General features: G+C 61.3%; 18 protein-coding genes and 2 pseudogenes. 17 read left to right on the top strand and 3 right to left on the bottom strand.

The window, feature by feature from the left end; translation table 11 throughout:
* From BHE81_RS29205 to BHE81_RS27850, 3 genes and pseudogenes are all read right to left on the bottom strand, one after another.
* Positions 1–80 (bottom strand): hypothetical protein (locus tag BHE81_RS29205; RefSeq protein WP_223602332.1); only part of this gene is annotated, 80 nt, incomplete at its 3' end.
* A gap of 155 nt (positions 81–235) precedes the next feature.
* A pseudogene (locus BHE81_RS27855) lies at positions 236–340 on the bottom strand (transposase domain-containing protein); the annotation flags it as partial.
* Entirely contained in the window at positions 297–560 is a 264-nt protein-coding gene (locus BHE81_RS27850; RefSeq protein WP_004118209.1) for a transposase, read from the bottom strand. The pseudogene BHE81_RS27855 and the gene BHE81_RS27850, both read right to left, overlap by 44 nt.
* 14 nt (positions 561–574) lie before the next feature.
* Here BHE81_RS27850 and BHE81_RS27845 point away from each other — a divergent pair, with 14 nt between their 5' ends.
* The 17 genes and pseudogenes from BHE81_RS27845 to BHE81_RS28960 all read left to right on the top strand — a co-directional run.
* The gene (locus tag BHE81_RS27845) at positions 575–838 is read left to right on the top strand and encodes a hypothetical protein (RefSeq protein ID WP_004118208.1); all 264 of its coding nucleotides are present in this window, start codon (positions 575–577) and stop codon (positions 836–838) included.
* A 221-nt stretch (positions 839–1,059) separates the two neighbouring features.
* Positions 1,060–1,341 carry a helix-turn-helix domain-containing protein gene (locus BHE81_RS27840; RefSeq protein ID WP_004118205.1) on the top strand — a complete coding sequence of 94 codons (282 nt, stop codon included), beginning with the start codon at positions 1,060–1,062 and terminating at the stop codon, positions 1,339–1,341.
* Between the two features lie 34 nt (positions 1,342–1,375).
* The gene (hsp20, locus tag BHE81_RS27835) at positions 1,376–1,945 is read left to right on the top strand and encodes a small heat shock protein sHSP20 (RefSeq protein ID WP_000350436.1); all 570 of its coding nucleotides are present in this window, start codon (positions 1,376–1,378) and stop codon (positions 1,943–1,945) included.
* 105 nt (positions 1,946–2,050) lie between these two features.
* Entirely contained in the window at positions 2,051–4,900 is a 2,850-nt protein-coding gene (gene clpK / locus BHE81_RS27830) for a heat shock survival AAA family ATPase ClpK (protein ID WP_032415010.1), read from the top strand.
* Positions 4,900–5,091 carry a hypothetical protein gene (locus BHE81_RS27825; RefSeq protein WP_001446316.1) on the top strand — a complete coding sequence of 64 codons (192 nt, stop codon included), beginning with the start codon at positions 4,900–4,902 and terminating at the stop codon, positions 5,089–5,091. Before clpK ends, BHE81_RS27825 begins: the two co-directional genes overlap by 1 nt.
* A 60-nt stretch (positions 5,092–5,151) precedes the next feature.
* A pseudogene (locus BHE81_RS27820) lies at positions 5,152–5,789 on the top strand (ATP-dependent metallopeptidase FtsH/Yme1/Tma family protein); the annotation flags it as partial.
* On the top strand, positions 5,789–6,109 hold the full coding sequence (locus tag BHE81_RS28465; protein WP_162556896.1) for a hypothetical protein: 321 nt from the start codon (positions 5,789–5,791) through the stop codon (positions 6,107–6,109). The pseudogene BHE81_RS27820 and the gene BHE81_RS28465, both read left to right, overlap by 1 nt.
* A complete protein-coding gene (gene hsp20-GI, locus BHE81_RS27815; RefSeq protein ID WP_004118198.1) occupies positions 6,066–6,524 on the top strand; it encodes a small heat shock protein sHSP20-GI in 459 nt (152 codons plus the stop codon). Before BHE81_RS28465 ends, hsp20-GI begins: the two co-directional genes overlap by 44 nt.
* Before the next feature lie 22 nt (positions 6,525–6,546).
* Positions 6,547–7,461, top strand: a complete 915-nt coding sequence (gene yfdX1, locus BHE81_RS27810) for a heat resistance protein YfdX1 (RefSeq protein ID WP_032415013.1) — start codon at positions 6,547–6,549, stop codon at positions 7,459–7,461.
* A 102-nt stretch (positions 7,462–7,563) separates the two neighbouring features.
* Positions 7,564–8,451, top strand: a complete 888-nt coding sequence (yfdX2, locus tag BHE81_RS27805) for a heat resistance protein YfdX2 (RefSeq protein WP_013307890.1) — start codon at positions 7,564–7,566, stop codon at positions 8,449–8,451.
* 89 nt (positions 8,452–8,540) lie between these two features.
* Positions 8,541–9,182: a heat resistance membrane protein HdeD-GI gene (gene hdeD-GI / locus BHE81_RS27800; protein ID WP_023329026.1), complete on the top strand. Its 642-nt coding sequence runs from the start codon at positions 8,541–8,543 to the stop codon at positions 9,180–9,182.
* 48 nt (positions 9,183–9,230) lie between these two features.
* Positions 9,231–10,376, top strand: coding sequence for a hypothetical protein (locus tag BHE81_RS27795; RefSeq protein ID WP_023329027.1), 1,146 nt, complete (start codon positions 9,231–9,233; stop codon positions 10,374–10,376).
* A complete protein-coding gene (trx-GI, locus tag BHE81_RS27790) occupies positions 10,366–10,806 on the top strand; it encodes a heat resistance system thioredoxin Trx-GI (protein WP_000786815.1) in 441 nt (146 codons plus the stop codon). Before BHE81_RS27795 ends, trx-GI begins: the two co-directional genes overlap by 11 nt.
* 3 nt (positions 10,807–10,809) lie before the next feature.
* Entirely contained in the window at positions 10,810–12,519 is a 1,710-nt protein-coding gene (kefB-GI, locus tag BHE81_RS27785) for a heat resistance system K+/H+ antiporter KefB-GI (protein ID WP_149888863.1), read from the top strand.
* A 2-nt stretch (positions 12,520–12,521) separates the two neighbouring features.
* Positions 12,522–13,019, top strand: a complete 498-nt coding sequence (gene psiE-GI, locus BHE81_RS27780) for a heat resistance protein PsiE-GI (RefSeq protein WP_001514138.1) — start codon at positions 12,522–12,524, stop codon at positions 13,017–13,019.
* Complete coding sequence (locus tag BHE81_RS27775; protein WP_032238623.1) at positions 12,997–13,962, top strand: zinc metalloprotease HtpX; 966 nt, start codon at positions 12,997–12,999, stop codon at positions 13,960–13,962. Before psiE-GI ends, BHE81_RS27775 begins: the two co-directional genes overlap by 23 nt.
* A 24-nt stretch (positions 13,963–13,986) precedes the next feature.
* Positions 13,987–14,445, top strand: a 459-nt coding sequence (locus tag BHE81_RS28960) for a S1C family serine protease (protein ID WP_228268731.1), incomplete at its 3' end; no start/stop codon positions are given.

Raw genomic sequence — 14,445 nt, 5'->3', positions numbered from 1 at the left:
GGCCAGTTGGTGATTTTGAACTTTTGCTTTGCCACGGAACGGTCTGCGTTGTCGGGAAGATGCGTGATCTGATCCTTCAACTCAGCAAAAGTTCGATTTATTCAACAAAGCCTGGTAATGGTGCCAACTTACTGATGGAGGGTCAAGATCAGGGTGACCTGCGCCATGATGTTATCCGAGCCCTGTTTCCTAATCACTACACCGGTATTTGATTACCCAGGTCAACTTCAGGCTGTTACAGGGACGGCAACCGTGTCAGCACATCCTTGAGATAGGCATACGGATCGTGCCCATTATTACGGGCCGACTGGATCAAACTCATGATCGCAGCAGCGCGCTTGAGTATGCGAACCCACGCCGAGCATTTGAGAAGGCAACGGGATGAACGCTGGCTGGATAGCCGTGGTTTTCTGGGTAGGCAGCCGAATCCATTTGTGGTCGAGGTTGGCATTGAGGCTGTAGCCCAAGGCGATGTTTGCGATGGAGGCACCGGGTTCAGAACACTCCTGAATGACCTGAGCCTTGAAAGATTTGCTGTAGGTACGGCGCTGAGGGCGCATGGAAAATCCGCTTGATGGGCCATGGCCTTCGGCGGCGGTGTCGGGAAGGTGTGTTGGCCGGACGGATACTGTTGAACTACGTTGTCTGGGGCAACGGAAGTGTTTCGGCCCGACTCTGGAACGCGATCCGCAGCGACGACTGGGCAATTCCGCACGTTAGCCTGAGCAGCCTCGGGGAAATCGTCGTCTGGGCGCGCCCAGACGAGTTTCCGCCAAGGAACATGCAGACGAGCAAGGGGCTGCGGGCACTCGGCTACAACGTGAGGATCGGTGTTTGATCGAGGCGCCTGTGGTACACGCAGGCTGACGAGCCAGGCGCTGCCCATTGCCTGATCAGACCGCCCCGCTGCGCCTTGCCTGAGCAGTTGACCTGCATCAATGGGGCGGGAGAACGCTGCACATTGATTCTTGAAGTTATTCATAGTAGGTCTAATATTACAAAGTATTGTAAGGATTTCCTTGGCCGGAACCGCAAAGCGACGCGATTGGAGAGGGTGAGATGAAAGCGCACCTACAGGTGATTTTCACGCTCGATGAATTGGCTGCGTACTTGAAAGTCGGCAAGCGGACGATTTATCGGCTCGCCGCGCACGGGGAAATTCCGGCTTTCAAGGTGGGCGGGACGTGGCGGCTTCGTCAAAGTGAAATCGATCAGTGCATCAATGATCAGACCCGAGCCGGAGCAAAGAAGGAGGTGATGCGCAAGCGTGAACAGCAGAAGTCATCCGAGCAGCCCGTGTCGCCTGGGCGCACTGCCCGTCGCAGCAGGCAAAGGGCTTGAGTAACTCGTTTTCCAATTTTTCTGGAGGTATGACATGGACATCGATTTCAAGAAGTTGGCTCCCTGGAACTGGTTCAAGAACGAGCAGCAAGAGCAGCAGACCGCCTCTTCCCTGCCGGTGCAGCGCAATGACCTGCCAGCGGCGAGCGGGCCAGTCAGCCCGATCCTGCAACTGCATCGGGAAATCGACCGGCTGTTCGATGACGCATTCCGGGGCTTCGGTTTTCCGGCGTTGAACATGCCGCAGTGGCCATCCGATTGGTCGGGCATGCTGAAGCCGGCCCTGGACATCCAGGAAACCGACAAGCAGTACAAGATTACCCTGGAAGTGCCCGGTGTCGAGGAGAAGGACATCCAGATAACTCTCGACAACGACGTGCTGATGGTGCGTGGCGAGAAGCGCCAGGAACAGGAGAAGAAGGAAGGTGGCTTCCACCGTGTGGAGCGCTCCTACGGCAGCTTTCAGCGTGCCTTGAACCTGCCTGACGACGCCAACCAGGATTCGATCAAGGCATCGTTCAAGAACGGGGTGCTCACGGTCACGATCGACAAGCGCGAGGTCAGCGCGCCGAAGCAGGGACGCTCGATCCCGATCAACGGCTGACGTCGCCGGCTCGTTCGTCACAAGAAAAACCCGGCACGAGACGAGGAGTCGCGGCTCGCGATGCCTCGTCGCCTCAACCTTGTCAACCTTCTCAGGAGCATCAGCATGGCCAGAAAACAATGCCAGGTCTGCGGCCAACCCGCCACCGTGCGGGTGGAAGCCAATCTCAACGGTCGTAACAGCACCATGCTGTTGTGCGACGACCATTACCGGCAATTAGTGCGCCAGCAAAAGCGCACCGTTTCGCCGCTGGAAGCCTTGTTCGGCTCGCGCAGCGGCCTGTTCGAGGACTTCCTCGGCAGTGACTTCTTCCGCATCGGCGAAGACGCGACGCCAGTTGCCGCCGATACCGATGACGTGGTCGATGCCTCGTTTGGCGAGCCCGCCACCGCAGGTTCGGGTGCGCCGCGCCGTCGCGGCAGTGGGCTGGCCAGCCGCATCAGCGAACAGTCGGAAGCCTTGCTGCAGGAGGCCGCCAAACACGCTGCCGAATTTGGCCGCTCCGAGGTGGATACCGAACATCTGCTGCTGGCGCTGGCCGACAGCGACGTGGTCAAGACCATCCTGGGTCAGTTCAAGATCAAGGTCGATGACCTCAAGCGGCAGATCGAGTCTGAGGCCAAGCGCGGGGACAAGCCCTTCGAGGGCGAGATCGGCGTGTCGCCGCGCGTGAAGGATGCGCTCAGCCGCGCCTTCGTGGCCTCCAATGAACTCGGCCATTCTTATGTCGGTCCAGAGCATTTCCTGATCGGTCTGGCCGAGGAAGGCGAAGGGCTGGCCGCCAACCTGCTGCGCCGCTACGGCCTGACGCCGCAGGCGCTGCGCCAACAGGTCAGCAAGGTGGTCGGCAAGGGCGCCGAGGATGGCCGCGCTGAGACGCCGACCAACACGCCAGAACTCGACAAGTACTCGCGCGACCTGACCAAGATGGCGCGCGACGGCAAGCTCGACCCGGTGATCGGCCGCGCGCAGGAGATCGAAACCACCATCGAGGTGCTGGCCCGGCGCAAGAAGAACAACCCGGTGCTGATCGGCGAGCCGGGTGTGGGCAAGACCGCCATCGTCGAAGGGCTGGCGCAGCGCATGGTGGCGGGTGAAGTGCCCGAGACCTTGCGCGACAAGCGCCTGGTGGAACTCAACATCAACGCCATGGTGGCCGGCGCCAAATATCGCGGCGAGTTCGAGGAGCGCGTGCAGAAGGTGCTGAAGGAGGTGACCGAGCACCAGGGCGAGCTGATTTTGTTCATCGACGAGGTGCACACCATCGTCGGTGCCGGCCAGGGCGGTGGCGAAGGCGGGCTGGACGTGGCCAACGTGTTCAAACCGATGATGGCGCGCGGTGAACTCAACCTGATCGGCGCCACGACGCTGAACGAGTACCAGAAATACATCGAGAAGGATGCCGCACTGGAGCGGCGCTTCCAGCCGGTGACGGTGCCCGAGCCGACGGTGGCCCAGGCCATCATGATTCTGCGCGGCCTGCGCGACACCTTCGAGGCGCACCACAAGGTCAGCATCTCCGAAGACGCGATCATCGCGGCGGCCGAGTTGTCCGACCGCTACATCACGGCGCGCTTCCTGCCGGACAAGGCGATCGACCTGCTCGACCAGGCGGCCGCGCGCGTGAAGCTGTCGGCCACGGCCCGGCCGGTGGCCGTGCAGGAGCTGGAGTCCGAACTGCACCAGCTACGGCGTGAACAGGATTACGTGGCCGCGCGCAAGCAGTACGACCAGGCCGCCGAGCTCGGCAAGCGCATCGAAGCCAAGGAGGCCGAGCTCAAGAAGCTCGTCGAGGACTGGGAGCGGGAGCGGGCCTCCGGCAGTGCCGAGGTCAAGGCGGAACACGTGGCGCAGGTTGTCTCGCGCCTGACCGGCATCCCGGTCAACGAGTTGACGGTGGAAGAGCGCGAAAAGCTGCTGCACCTGGAACAACGGCTGCACGAGCGCCTGGTGGGACAAGACGAGGCGGTCCGTGCCGTGGCCGATGCCGTGCGGCTATCCCGCGCCGGCCTGCGCGAAGGCAGTAAACCGGTGGCTACCTTCCTGTTTCTGGGCCCGACCGGGGTGGGCAAGACCGAGCTCGCCAAGGCATTGGCCGAATCGATCTACGGCGATGAGCACGCCCTGTTGCGCATCGACATGTCGGAATATGGCGAACGCCATACCGTGGCGCGGCTGGTGGGCGCGCCTCCGGGCTATGTCGGTTACGACGAAGGCGGTCAGCTCACCGAGAAGGTGCGGCGCAAGCCCTACAGCGTGCTGCTGCTCGACGAGATCGAGAAGGCACACCCTGACGTCTACAACATCCTGCTGCAAGTGTTCGACGACGGTCGCCTCACCGACGGCAAGGGCCGGGTGGTGGATTTCACCAACACCATCATCATCGCTACGTCCAACCTGGGTTCGGACATCATCCAGCGACGGCTGAAGGCGCGTGAGGCGGCTGGCGAGGAGTACGAAAAGACCAAGGCCGAGGTCATGGACGTGCTGCGCGGCCACTTCCGGCCCGAGTTCCTCAACCGCATCGACGAGATCATCGTCTTCCATGCGCTGGGCAAGGAGGAGATCCGCCACATCGTCGGCCTGCAGCTCGATCGCGTGGCGCGCAGCGCCGCCAGCCAGGGCGTGACGCTCACTTTCGATCAGACGCTGATCGACCATTTCGCGGAAGAAGGCTACAAGCCCGAGTTCGGTGCGCGTGAACTCAAGCGCCTGATCCGCAGCGAGCTGGAAACTGCGCTGGCGCGCGAGATGCTCGGTGGCGGCATCGGCAAGGGCGATCACGCCAGCGCACGCTGGGACGACAAGGCCGAACGCGTGGTGTTCGAACGCAAAGAGCCACCGCAGACCCCGGCCGAGCCGGAGCAGCCGGATGTCGCGAAGGCGACCGAGACGCCGCACGGCGACGCTGGCAAAGACTCGAGCAAGAAGAAGCCGGCGAGCGACGCATCTTGATGGCGGGCGAGGCTGCCGTGTCCGACCCCATCGGCCTGGCATGGGCAGCCTCCCTGGCATCGATCGCGGTGGCGGTTGTGGCCGCGGGTCACGCGGTCGTCTACAAGCGTGATCCGCGGTCGGCCACGCCGTGGGGGCTGCTCATCAGCGGCGGCACTGCCCTCCCGCTCGCTGGTCATCCGTTTGCGTGACGGTGCGGCCCGTCTGTTCACCTGATCCTCTGGCAACTCGACTTTCGAGGAACACGGTCCATGGAAAAAAAGAATCAATGGAATACCGGCTACTGGATCGTTGCCCTCCTGCTGTTGCTGAGTTTGCAGAGCTACTGGCAGACGGCGAAAACCGTCGAGCCGGTGCCCTACAGCGAGTTCGAGAAGGCGCTGGACGAGGGGCGCGTGGCCGAAGTGCTGGTGTCGGATCGTACGGTGACCGGGCGCCTGAAGTCGCCGGACAGCCGGGGCAAGACGACGATCGTGGCAACGAGGGTCGAACCCGATCTTGCCGATCGCCTGTCGAAGTACGACGTACCCTATGCCTGCGTGTTGGAGAGCACCTGGCTGAGCGATGTGCTGTCGTGGATCCTGCCAGCGGTATCCTTCTTCTTTGGCGTCTGGTTCTTCCTGTTCCGCCGCTTCGCCGAGAAGCAGGGCATGGGCGGGTTTCTCAACATCGGTAAGAGCCGCGCCAAGGTGTTCGTGGAAAAGAACACCGGTGTGACGTTCGCCGATGTGGCGGGGGGGATGAGGCCAAGGCGGAGCTGGTCGCGATCGTCGATTTCCTGAAGAATCCGCAGGACTATGGCCGTCTCGGGGCGCGCATTCCCAAGGGCGTGTTGCTGGTCGGCCCACCGGGCACCGGCAAGACATTGCTGGCCAAGGCTGTTGCCGGGTGGCCGAATCGATCCAGGCGCGCATCGATCAGGCTATCCGCGACATCGTGATGGGCGTGTTCGAGCGCGCCTACCGGATTCTCGACATCAACCGCGCGGTGCTGGAGCGCTGCGCGCGAGCTGCTGGCGCGGGAAACGCTCGACGAAAGCGATATCCGTCAATTGACTCAAGGACTTGTTCGGAACTGAAAACAGTAGTAGGTGCCATTCAGAGTAAACCGACGGCTCTGTTCAGTGCGTCATCCGATTCGTCGGCATTGTTCAAGGAGAACCGATATGTCTGCATTGACTCCGTGGGACCCCTTCCGGGAACTGGATGAATTGCAAAACCGCCTGGCGACGATGTTCGGACGAATACCCCAGCGACAGGGCGCCCGTACCGGCAACGAAGCCAAGACCACGGCGGACTGGGCTCTAATGGCGGACATCAGCGAGGATGAGAACGCATTCCTCCTCAAGCTGGATCTGCCGGAGGTCCCCAGGGATGCCGTGCGCGTCAGCGCGGAAAACGGTGTGCTCACCATCAGCGGCGAGCGCAAACTGGAAAAAGAGGAGCAGGGCAAGAAGTTCCACCGCATAGAACGTGCCTATGGCCGCTTTGTGCGCAGCTTTGTCTTGCCTGACAACGTTGATCCGACCAAGGTGACGACTTCCATGAAAGACGGCGTGCTGGAAGTGCGGCTTGTCAAGGCCGAGCAAGCCAAACCGAAACAGATTGAAATCTCAGTCAACTAACTTCAATCAGGAGCCCAAGATCATGAATATCAAACAGCCACAATACACCTTCTCCGCACTTGCCCTGGCGGTTGTCGTCGGACTGAGCGGACCGGCTCTGGCCCAATCGGCGGCAGGTTCTAGCCCAGGTGCTTCAGCACCCTCTGCCGCATCCAAGGCGGCACAGCCACAGGTAGATGACAAGGCCGCCCGGGAAGCCGATAAAAAGCGTGCCGAGCTCACTCAAGACGCCATCACGGCGCTCACCAAGACCCAGGAGGCTTTGACCCTCCTTGATGCAAACAAGACCAAGGAGGCGCTTGCTGCGCTGGAACTGGCCAGCGGAAAGCTGGAACTGGTATTGGCACGCGACGCCAAACTTGCTTTGGCGCCGGTCGATGTACGCGTCATCACCCACGATATCCACGCCAACGTGGAATCGGTAAAGAAAGCGGTCAAGTTGTCTCGGGAGTTGTTGGGTGATGGCGAGGTGCAAAAGGCCCGGCCCATCGTTGCCAATCTGGCCAGCGAAATCGTAATCCAAACCGACAACCTTCCGATGGCAACGTACCCGGCAGCGATCAAATCGGCCGCACGGCTCATCGACAGCGGCAAGATCGACAACGCCAAAGCGGAACTCGCCCGAGCACTGAACACGCTGGTGGTGACCTCGGTCGCCTTTCCTCTGCCCGTGCTACGGGCCGAAGCCGCGATGGCAAAAGCTGAAAAGCTGGCCGAGACCGACAGGCGCGATGCCAGGCAGAACGAGGAGCTCAGCACCTTGCTGTCGTCCGTGCGCACGGAGATCGAGATGGCGCAGATCCTGGGTTATGGCAAGAAGGCGGACTTCAAACCCATCTTCGATCAGGTGAAGTCCATTGAGCAAAAGTCGGCTGGTGGCAAAAGCGGCAAGGGATGGTTCGACGAGTTGAAGACGCGCATCCAAAAGCTGTTTTGAGGTGATGAAGGGGCTGACTGCTCTGTCGGTCAGTCTCGCGATGTTCGCATTCAGCCCCAATAGATTCGCCTATTTTCACTATCTCATACGAGGCATATCACCATGAATGAGCAAACACCGAATCCCAATGCGACGAACGAAGGAAAAAACGAACAGGCCGCGGTAAGCAGCCTTCCTGTCAGTCCAGAGTCCAAGCCTGAAGTCGTCACGGAGGTACAGCCTGAGGTTCAGAAAGAAACGGACTCGCAGGCGGCAGACAAACGTAAACAAGTCCTCGATGAGGCAGTCTCGGCCTTGTCGCTGACCAAATCAGCGCTGGCCGCACTTGACGGCAAGGACACTGCACGCGCATTGGCAACGCTGGCCGAAGTGACGGGAAAGCTGGAGCTGATCGTCGCGCGCGAACCCACGCTCGCCCTGGCCGGCGTTGATGTGCGCACCATCGTGCACGACTTGTTCGCCAACACGGAAACCATTGAGGCGATGACCGACGAGGCGCTGGATGCCCTCAAACATGGCGAGGTGCAACAGGCTCGCCACGTGCTGGCTTTGCTGGCCAGTGAAATCGTGATCACGGTCACCAGCATCCCTTTGGCGTCCTATCCCGCAGCCGTGAAGGCAGTCGTGCCGCTGATCGATCAGGGCAAGATCGAAGAAGCCAAAGCCGCGCTGCAGTCAGCGCTCAGCACGCTGGTCGAGGAGCGCAGCGTGCTTCCGCTGCCCGTCCTGCGTGCGAAGCTGCTCCTGAAGCGCGCCGAGCCCCTGGTAGAAGATGGTCAGCGCAGCGAAGCATCCAATGAGCGCCTGGAGACATTGTTGAACGAAGCCCGGCAGCAGTTGGAAATGGCAGAACTGCTGGGCTATGGAAAAAGGAAGGACTTTGAGCCCCTGTACGCTGAACTCAAGAAAATCAAGGAAAAGACGGGAGGGGGAGGCTGCGGAAAAGGCTGGCTCGATGAAGTCAAGGCAAAACTGTCCAGGTTGTTCTGAAACCGCTGGAGAGGGGGCGCATAGCGCCCCCTCTCTTGTCCCATGAGTGTTTGATTTTTTATTTTGTATAGATCTTTAGGAGATATTGCATGAAAACAGACACCATCGCCAATTCCAATGCGGATGACCCCACCAAAGCACTGTGTTCGCTGAGCCAAAATTGGTGGCTTTTTGTGCTGCGCGGTGTCTTGGCATTGATTTTTGCAGCCCTCGCGTTCTGGATGCCACAATCGGCTCTGTTGGCCATGACCATCATGTTCGGCGCATTTTCCTTGGTCAATGGCGCGTTCAACTTGTTTGCAGCGGTGCGCCATATCCAGAAAAAAGAGCGCTGGGGCTGGCTGCTGTTCAGCGGCATTGTCGGCATACTTACGGGCGTCGTCGTCCTGGTTGCTCCTTGGGTCGCCACGATAGTCTTGGCTTCTTTTTTATGGGCTAGCGTGGGCTTCTGGGCGATTTTCACCGGTGTGCTGGAGATATCCGCCGCCGTTCGGCTGCGTCGGGAAATCAAGGGTGAAATCTGGCTTGCCCTCAGTGGACTGCTCTCGATTATCCTTGGTGCTATCGTCTTGTGGATATTTTTTACCCGTCCGGTCGAGTCATTCGTGGCCGCAGGCTGGCTGTTGGGTTTCCATGCGGCAGTCTATGGCGTCACGCTTTTGTTCTTGAGTTGGAGTCTTCGCAAACGCGCCTGGGGTAAGAGCGTGCCAAACCAAAATCTATGGATATGAGCATCCTCGATTCATGCCTCCATAGAAATGACATCGAAGGAGTCATACATGCAGATACAATATAGCTATCGAGCTATCGACAAAGAGTTTCATGAACCTTGGCAGAGAGCTTTGGGAAATGTGATCGAGCACGCCCTCAAGCCATTGCTCGACAAACACACTAAAGATTCAGCGCGACTTCAAATCGTCCTTGATCGCGACAAGATCAAGCGGCAATTTCTGGCCAGTGGCTATATGCACCTGCCCGGCAAAAAGATTGTCAGCGTTACTGCATCACATGACGAGCTGACGCCCCTCGCGCAGATGCTCGCACAGTCGTTGTTCCGTCAGGCCAAGAAGCATTTTGACCGACTGCATGCTCAGGATCAAATCAAGCGCAAAGCACGACGCGAGCGCTTGCGCGAGCTCAAGGTGCGGATTGCCGCAAAACCCGCATCAGCCGCCCATGAGGCCGAGGTGACCCGAATGCCTCTACTGTCGAAACTTGAGGCTGTCGCAAGGCGTGAGCTGGCTTATCTGCGGGCCGTCGGCGATTTACCGCGCGATTATCCGACGCTGCGCGACGTGGTGGATGAAGCGATTGTCCGAGCTAAGGTGGAATGGCAATCCGTGCCGGGGGAAAAAGAGGCTTACACCGGTCTTTTGAAGCATCTGTTCGCCGTCCTGGATAACGAAGTGGCAAGCAGCCGGCAATTTGGCGAATTCGTTTCTCTGGACGCGCCGGTCGAACCGGATGCCCAAGACGTGGCCGAGGCCATGGTGGAAGAGGAAATCTTCGAATTTTATCAGCACGATGACACACTCAAGCTGGCCGATATTTTCGCTGGCAGTCAGCATCCCGATGTCGCAACGATCGCGGAACAGGAGGAGCTGATTGATCGGTCGAGCGAGTTCGCTTTTGCATTTGACCTGCTGAAGGACATGCCGCGTTTGTGGCGGCGCATTTTTCTGCTTATCCGTGTGGACGGGCTGAATGCCAGCAGCGTCTCTGAAATCCTGCTGATTCCTAGTAAGGAAGATGCTGTCCGAAGGTGGCTCATGCAGGCCGAAGCATTCATCGCTGCTCATCTGGAAGAGGCCGGAGTAAGCAAAAACGGGAACGATTGGATCCAAGGCGTTGATTGGTCGGCATTGTCTGTGACCCGAAGCGAGGCAGCCTCACTGTGGTCCAAGGAGGCGAACCATGAAGAATGATCTTCACCTCGTCTGCCCGCATTGCCAGTCCATCAACCGCGTACCGACTGCGAAGCTATCGGAACATCCCAACTGTGGCCGCTGCCAGCAGCCCTTGTTTACGGGCGAGCCCATCGAGTTGACTACGGCGACGTTCTCGCGCCACGTGGAGCGCAGCGATCTGCCGCTGCTGGTCGATTTCTGGGCGCCATGGTGCGGGCCGTGCAAGATGATGGCGCCACAGTTCCAGCAAGCGGCGCACCAGCTCGAACCGAGGATCCGGCTGGCGAAGGTGAATACCGAGGCTGAGCCCCACCTGGCCGCGCAGTTCGGTATCCGCAGCATCCCGACGCTCGCCCTGTTCCAGGGTGGGCGGGAGATCGCCCGTCAGGCCGGCGTGATGGGCGCGCAGGACATCGTGCGCTGGACGTCGACGCAAGTGGGACGCTGACCGATGCAGGGCTTGCTCGGCACTACGCTAATCCTGCTGGCGGCTTGCAGCCTGGCGGCGATGGCGACGGCGGCGTTCAGAGTGCCCGCCTTGCTGGGGTATCTCTCTGTCGGCGTTGTACTGGGCCCCTCAGTCATCGGCGTGATCGCGCCGGGGGAGACGCTGAGCTTTCTGTCCGAGCTGGGCGTGGCGCTGCTGTTGTTCATGGTCGGACTGGAATTCTCCCTCGGAGACTTCTGGCTCGCCCGCAGGACGGTGCTGATGGCGGGCGCTCTGCAGATGATCGCCGTGGCCCCGCCGCTGATCCTGCTATTGATGTGGCTGGGGCAGCCCGGCCAGAGCGCCGCGCTGCTCGGCACTGCGGCGGCCATGTCGTCCACGGCGCTGGTCAGCCGACAACTGGCCGACCAAGGCGAGCTCACCACCCGCCACGGACGCAGTGCCATCGCCGTGCTGGTCTTTCAGGACCTGGCCAGCGTGCCCCTGCTGGCCTTGCTGGCGATCTGGGCGCGCGGCGAGTCGCCGAAGATCGAGCATGTGCTGCTCGAAGTATTCGGTGTGCTGCTGCTGTTCGCGGCAGGGGCCCTCGTCTCGCGCCGTCTGTTGCATGGCCTGCTGGGCTGGGTGGCGCGGCGGGGCCACGAGGAATCGTTCGTGCTCGTCTCCTTGTGCGTGGTGGTGGCTGCCGCCGCTGCTGCGCACGCGGTCGGCGTATCCGCCGCCCTGGGGGCCTTCCTCGCCGGGATGGTGCTGGGCGAGAGCGACTTCCGGCACCACATGGAAAGCCACCTCAGGCCGTTTCGCGATGTGTTGTCGGGCGTGTTCTTCGTGACCATCGGCCTGCAACTGGACGCAGCACAGATTCTTTCGGCACCGCTGGCGGTGCTGGCGTGGCTGGTGGTGCTGGTACCGGTCAAGATCCTGCTCAATACGCTGGCCTTGCGGGCGACGCGCCTGTCCGCCCTCGATGCCTGGCGCACGGGCATAGCGTTGGGGCACGGCGGCGAGTTCGCCCTGCTGTTGTTGGGCACGGTCTTGCAGCAGCATCTGATCCCCGCGACCGTCGTCCAACCCATGCTGGTCGCGCTGGTGCTCAGCATGGCCCTGGCACCGCTACTGATCCGCCATCACGATGTACTTGCCCGGTTCTTGAGCCGCACCGGCGGCGTCATTCAGCCACCCCAGGCTGAAGAAGTCGAGATCGCCGCGCAGACGACGCGATATCGAGACCATGTCATCGTTTGCGGCGCGGGCGAGCTTGGCCTGACAGTCAGCGAGATTCTTCGCCACGCCGGCGTGGCGCATCTGCTGCTGGAGGCGGACGCGCAGAAGGTAGAGGCCGCGCGTGCCGCCGGCGCGCCAGTGTTCCATGGCGATGCCAGTCGGCCCGATACCTTGCTGGCTGCCGGCTTGACGCATGCGCACTTGGTGGTGCTAACGTTCGCCCATGCCCAGCAAGCGTTGCGCATCGCCCAGGCGATTGCCGAGCGCCGTCCGGCGCTAACCTTGTGGGTGTCATGCAGAAGTACGACCGCGGCCGATGCATTTCGCGCCATGCCTAACGTGCGCGTGTATCAGCAATCCTTTGCCGCAGCTATTGGGCTGGCGGAACAGGTGATGTCGACGCTTGGCATGTCGACCGAGTTGATTGAAGGACACATCAGCGCAATGCGCCGCCGTCTCGACAGCAGCCGTTTTCCAGGGAGTTCATAGTCATGAAATCAAAACGCCTTAACCCATTTCAGGTCTTGCGTGACCAATTGGCCATCATGAGTTTTTACGAGCGCTTCGAGCAGGTCGTCGCGCTCGTGCTGTCGGCGGTGATCGCCGTCATCATCATGGTGTCGCTGTTCCAGCTCATCTCCATCGTCTTCACGCTGCTGGTTCTCGATGCCTTCAATCCCCTGGACCACAAGGTATTCCAGAGCGTGTTCGGCATGATCATGACGCTCTTGATCGCGATGGAGTTCAAGCATTCCATCGTGCGCGTGGCGCTGCGTCGGGACAGCATCATCCAGGTCAAGACGGTGGTCCTGATCGCGGTGATCGCACTCTCCCGCAAGTTCGTGATCCTCGACTCCGACGCGAGCCCCGCAAAGATAGCCGCGCTGGCAGGCGCCACGCTGGCTCTGGGTGCGACCTACTGGCTGCTGCGCAAGCGCGGCGACCGCGCCGCCGAGACCTCTGAGCATGACCCGTCATCATCCGAGTGATCCGCGCACTGCGCTCTTGCAACACCGCTGGCTCAACCGCCTGCAGACCGGGCTGTTGGTCCTGACCCTGGTCGGGATCGCAGCCGCAGCAGGGAGACTGCCATTTGGGGAAGGCTGCCTGTGGCTCGCGCTGTTTGCCGTTGCAGGTGCGTTGCTGCTGGAACCGGTAGCCGCGTCGGCGCTGAGCTTGCGCCTGTACCGCGTACGGGCCTTGCACCCGCAACAAGCCCACGAGATGTGGGCCCTGTTGCGCGAGCTGCCCGCCCGTGCCGGTTTGCCCGCCACGCCGGTGCCGCACTATGTGCCCAGTGCCGTCGTCAACGCCTTCGCCACCGGATCGAAGCAGGAGGCATCGATCGCCCTCACCGATGGCCTGCTGCGCAGCCTGAGCCCACGCGAGCTGGCGGGTGTGTTCGCGCACGAGGTCGCGCACATCGCTAATGAGGATCTGCGTGTCATGGGGCTGGCGGATTCCGTCAGTCGCCTCACGTGCCTACTGGCCCTTATGGGACAGATCGCGATCCTGCTCAGCCTGCCCGCGCTGCTGGTTGGCGCGGCGGAGGTCTATTGGCCTGGTCTATTGTTATTGGCCGCATCGCCCCAACTGGCCCTGCTCGCACAGCTCGGCTTGTCTCGCGTGCGTGAGTTCGACGCTGACCGCCTTGCGGCGGAACTGACTGGCGACCCGCAGGGGCTGGCGTCCGCGCTGGCGAAAATCGAGCGGGTCAGCCGCTCCTGGCGTGCCTGGCTATGGCCGGGATGGGGCAATCCCGAGCCCTCCTGCTTGCGCACGCGTCCGGCAACGCAAGAGCGCATCGCACGCCTGCTGACGTTGGCGCCTGGGCCAGCATCAGCGTTGCCACTCCGCGCGCCCCATTTTTTGCCGGAATCCGCTTTAGCGACGCGCCCACCGCGCTGGCGCCCGAGCGGGCTGTGGCGCTGATTGCCCATCAACAGGAGACGTCTCATGGCCTATCTCGACCCGTACCAACGCCCCGCGCCGGACCGCTTCGTCCGGCGCTGGCTCTTCATCACCGCCTGTATTGCCGCGCTCATGCTGCTGTGGCAGTTTCTGCCCGCCATCGAGGCCGGGTTCAGTCCGCGCGAGGCAGCAGAACGCACCGTGATGGCGCGTGGCGATCTGGCGGCGGACGAGAAAACCACCATCGAACTGTTCGAAAAATCGCGCGCCTCGGTGGTCTACATCACCACCGCGCAATTAGTACGCGATGTCTGGACGCGCAACGTGTTCTCCGTGCCGCGCGGCACTGGCTCGGGCTTCATCTGGGACGACGCCGGCCACGTCGTCACCAACTTCCACGTCATCCAGGGCGCGTCCGAAGCCACCGTCAAACTGGCCGACGGCCGCGACTACCAGGCCGCGCTGGTGGGGACGAGCCCCTCGCACGACATCGCCGTGCTCAAG

This window comes from Klebsiella sp. AqSCr, from assembly GCF_008452795.1.
GTDB classification, from domain to species: Bacteria; Pseudomonadota; Gammaproteobacteria; order Enterobacterales; family Enterobacteriaceae; genus Klebsiella; species Klebsiella pneumoniae.
This window is presented reverse-complemented; position numbering and strand designations above follow the sequence as displayed.

Coding starts and splice junctions, on each gene's coding strand:
- BHE81_RS27795 (WP_023329027.1), top strand. CDS start 9,231: ATGCAGATACAATATAGCTATCGAGCTATCGACAAAGAGTTTCATGAA.
- hsp20 (WP_000350436.1), top strand. CDS start 1,376: ATGGACATCGATTTCAAGAAGTTGGCTCCCTGGAACTGGTTCAAGAAC.
- kefB-GI (WP_149888863.1), top strand. CDS start 10,810: ATGCAGGGCTTGCTCGGCACTACGCTAATCCTGCTGGCGGCTTGCAGC.
- BHE81_RS27775 (WP_032238623.1), top strand. CDS start 12,997: ATGACCCGTCATCATCCGAGTGATCCGCGCACTGCGCTCTTGCAACAC.
- psiE-GI (WP_001514138.1), top strand. CDS start 12,522: ATGAAATCAAAACGCCTTAACCCATTTCAGGTCTTGCGTGACCAATTG.
- BHE81_RS27845 (WP_004118208.1), top strand. CDS start 575: ATGGGCCATGGCCTTCGGCGGCGGTGTCGGGAAGGTGTGTTGGCCGGA.
- BHE81_RS27850 (WP_004118209.1), bottom strand. CDS start 560: ATGCGCCCTCAGCGCCGTACCTACAGCAAATCTTTCAAGGCTCAGGTC.
- hdeD-GI (WP_023329026.1), top strand. CDS start 8,541: ATGAAAACAGACACCATCGCCAATTCCAATGCGGATGACCCCACCAAA.
- yfdX2 (WP_013307890.1), top strand. CDS start 7,564: ATGAATGAGCAAACACCGAATCCCAATGCGACGAACGAAGGAAAAAAC.
- hsp20-GI (WP_004118198.1), top strand. CDS start 6,066: ATGTCTGCATTGACTCCGTGGGACCCCTTCCGGGAACTGGATGAATTG.
- BHE81_RS27840 (WP_004118205.1), top strand. CDS start 1,060: ATGAAAGCGCACCTACAGGTGATTTTCACGCTCGATGAATTGGCTGCG.
- clpK (WP_032415010.1), top strand. CDS start 2,051: ATGGCCAGAAAACAATGCCAGGTCTGCGGCCAACCCGCCACCGTGCGG.
- BHE81_RS27825 (WP_001446316.1), top strand. CDS start 4,900: ATGGCGGGCGAGGCTGCCGTGTCCGACCCCATCGGCCTGGCATGGGCA.
- trx-GI (WP_000786815.1), top strand. CDS start 10,366: ATGAAGAATGATCTTCACCTCGTCTGCCCGCATTGCCAGTCCATCAAC.
- yfdX1 (WP_032415013.1), top strand. CDS start 6,547: ATGAATATCAAACAGCCACAATACACCTTCTCCGCACTTGCCCTGGCG.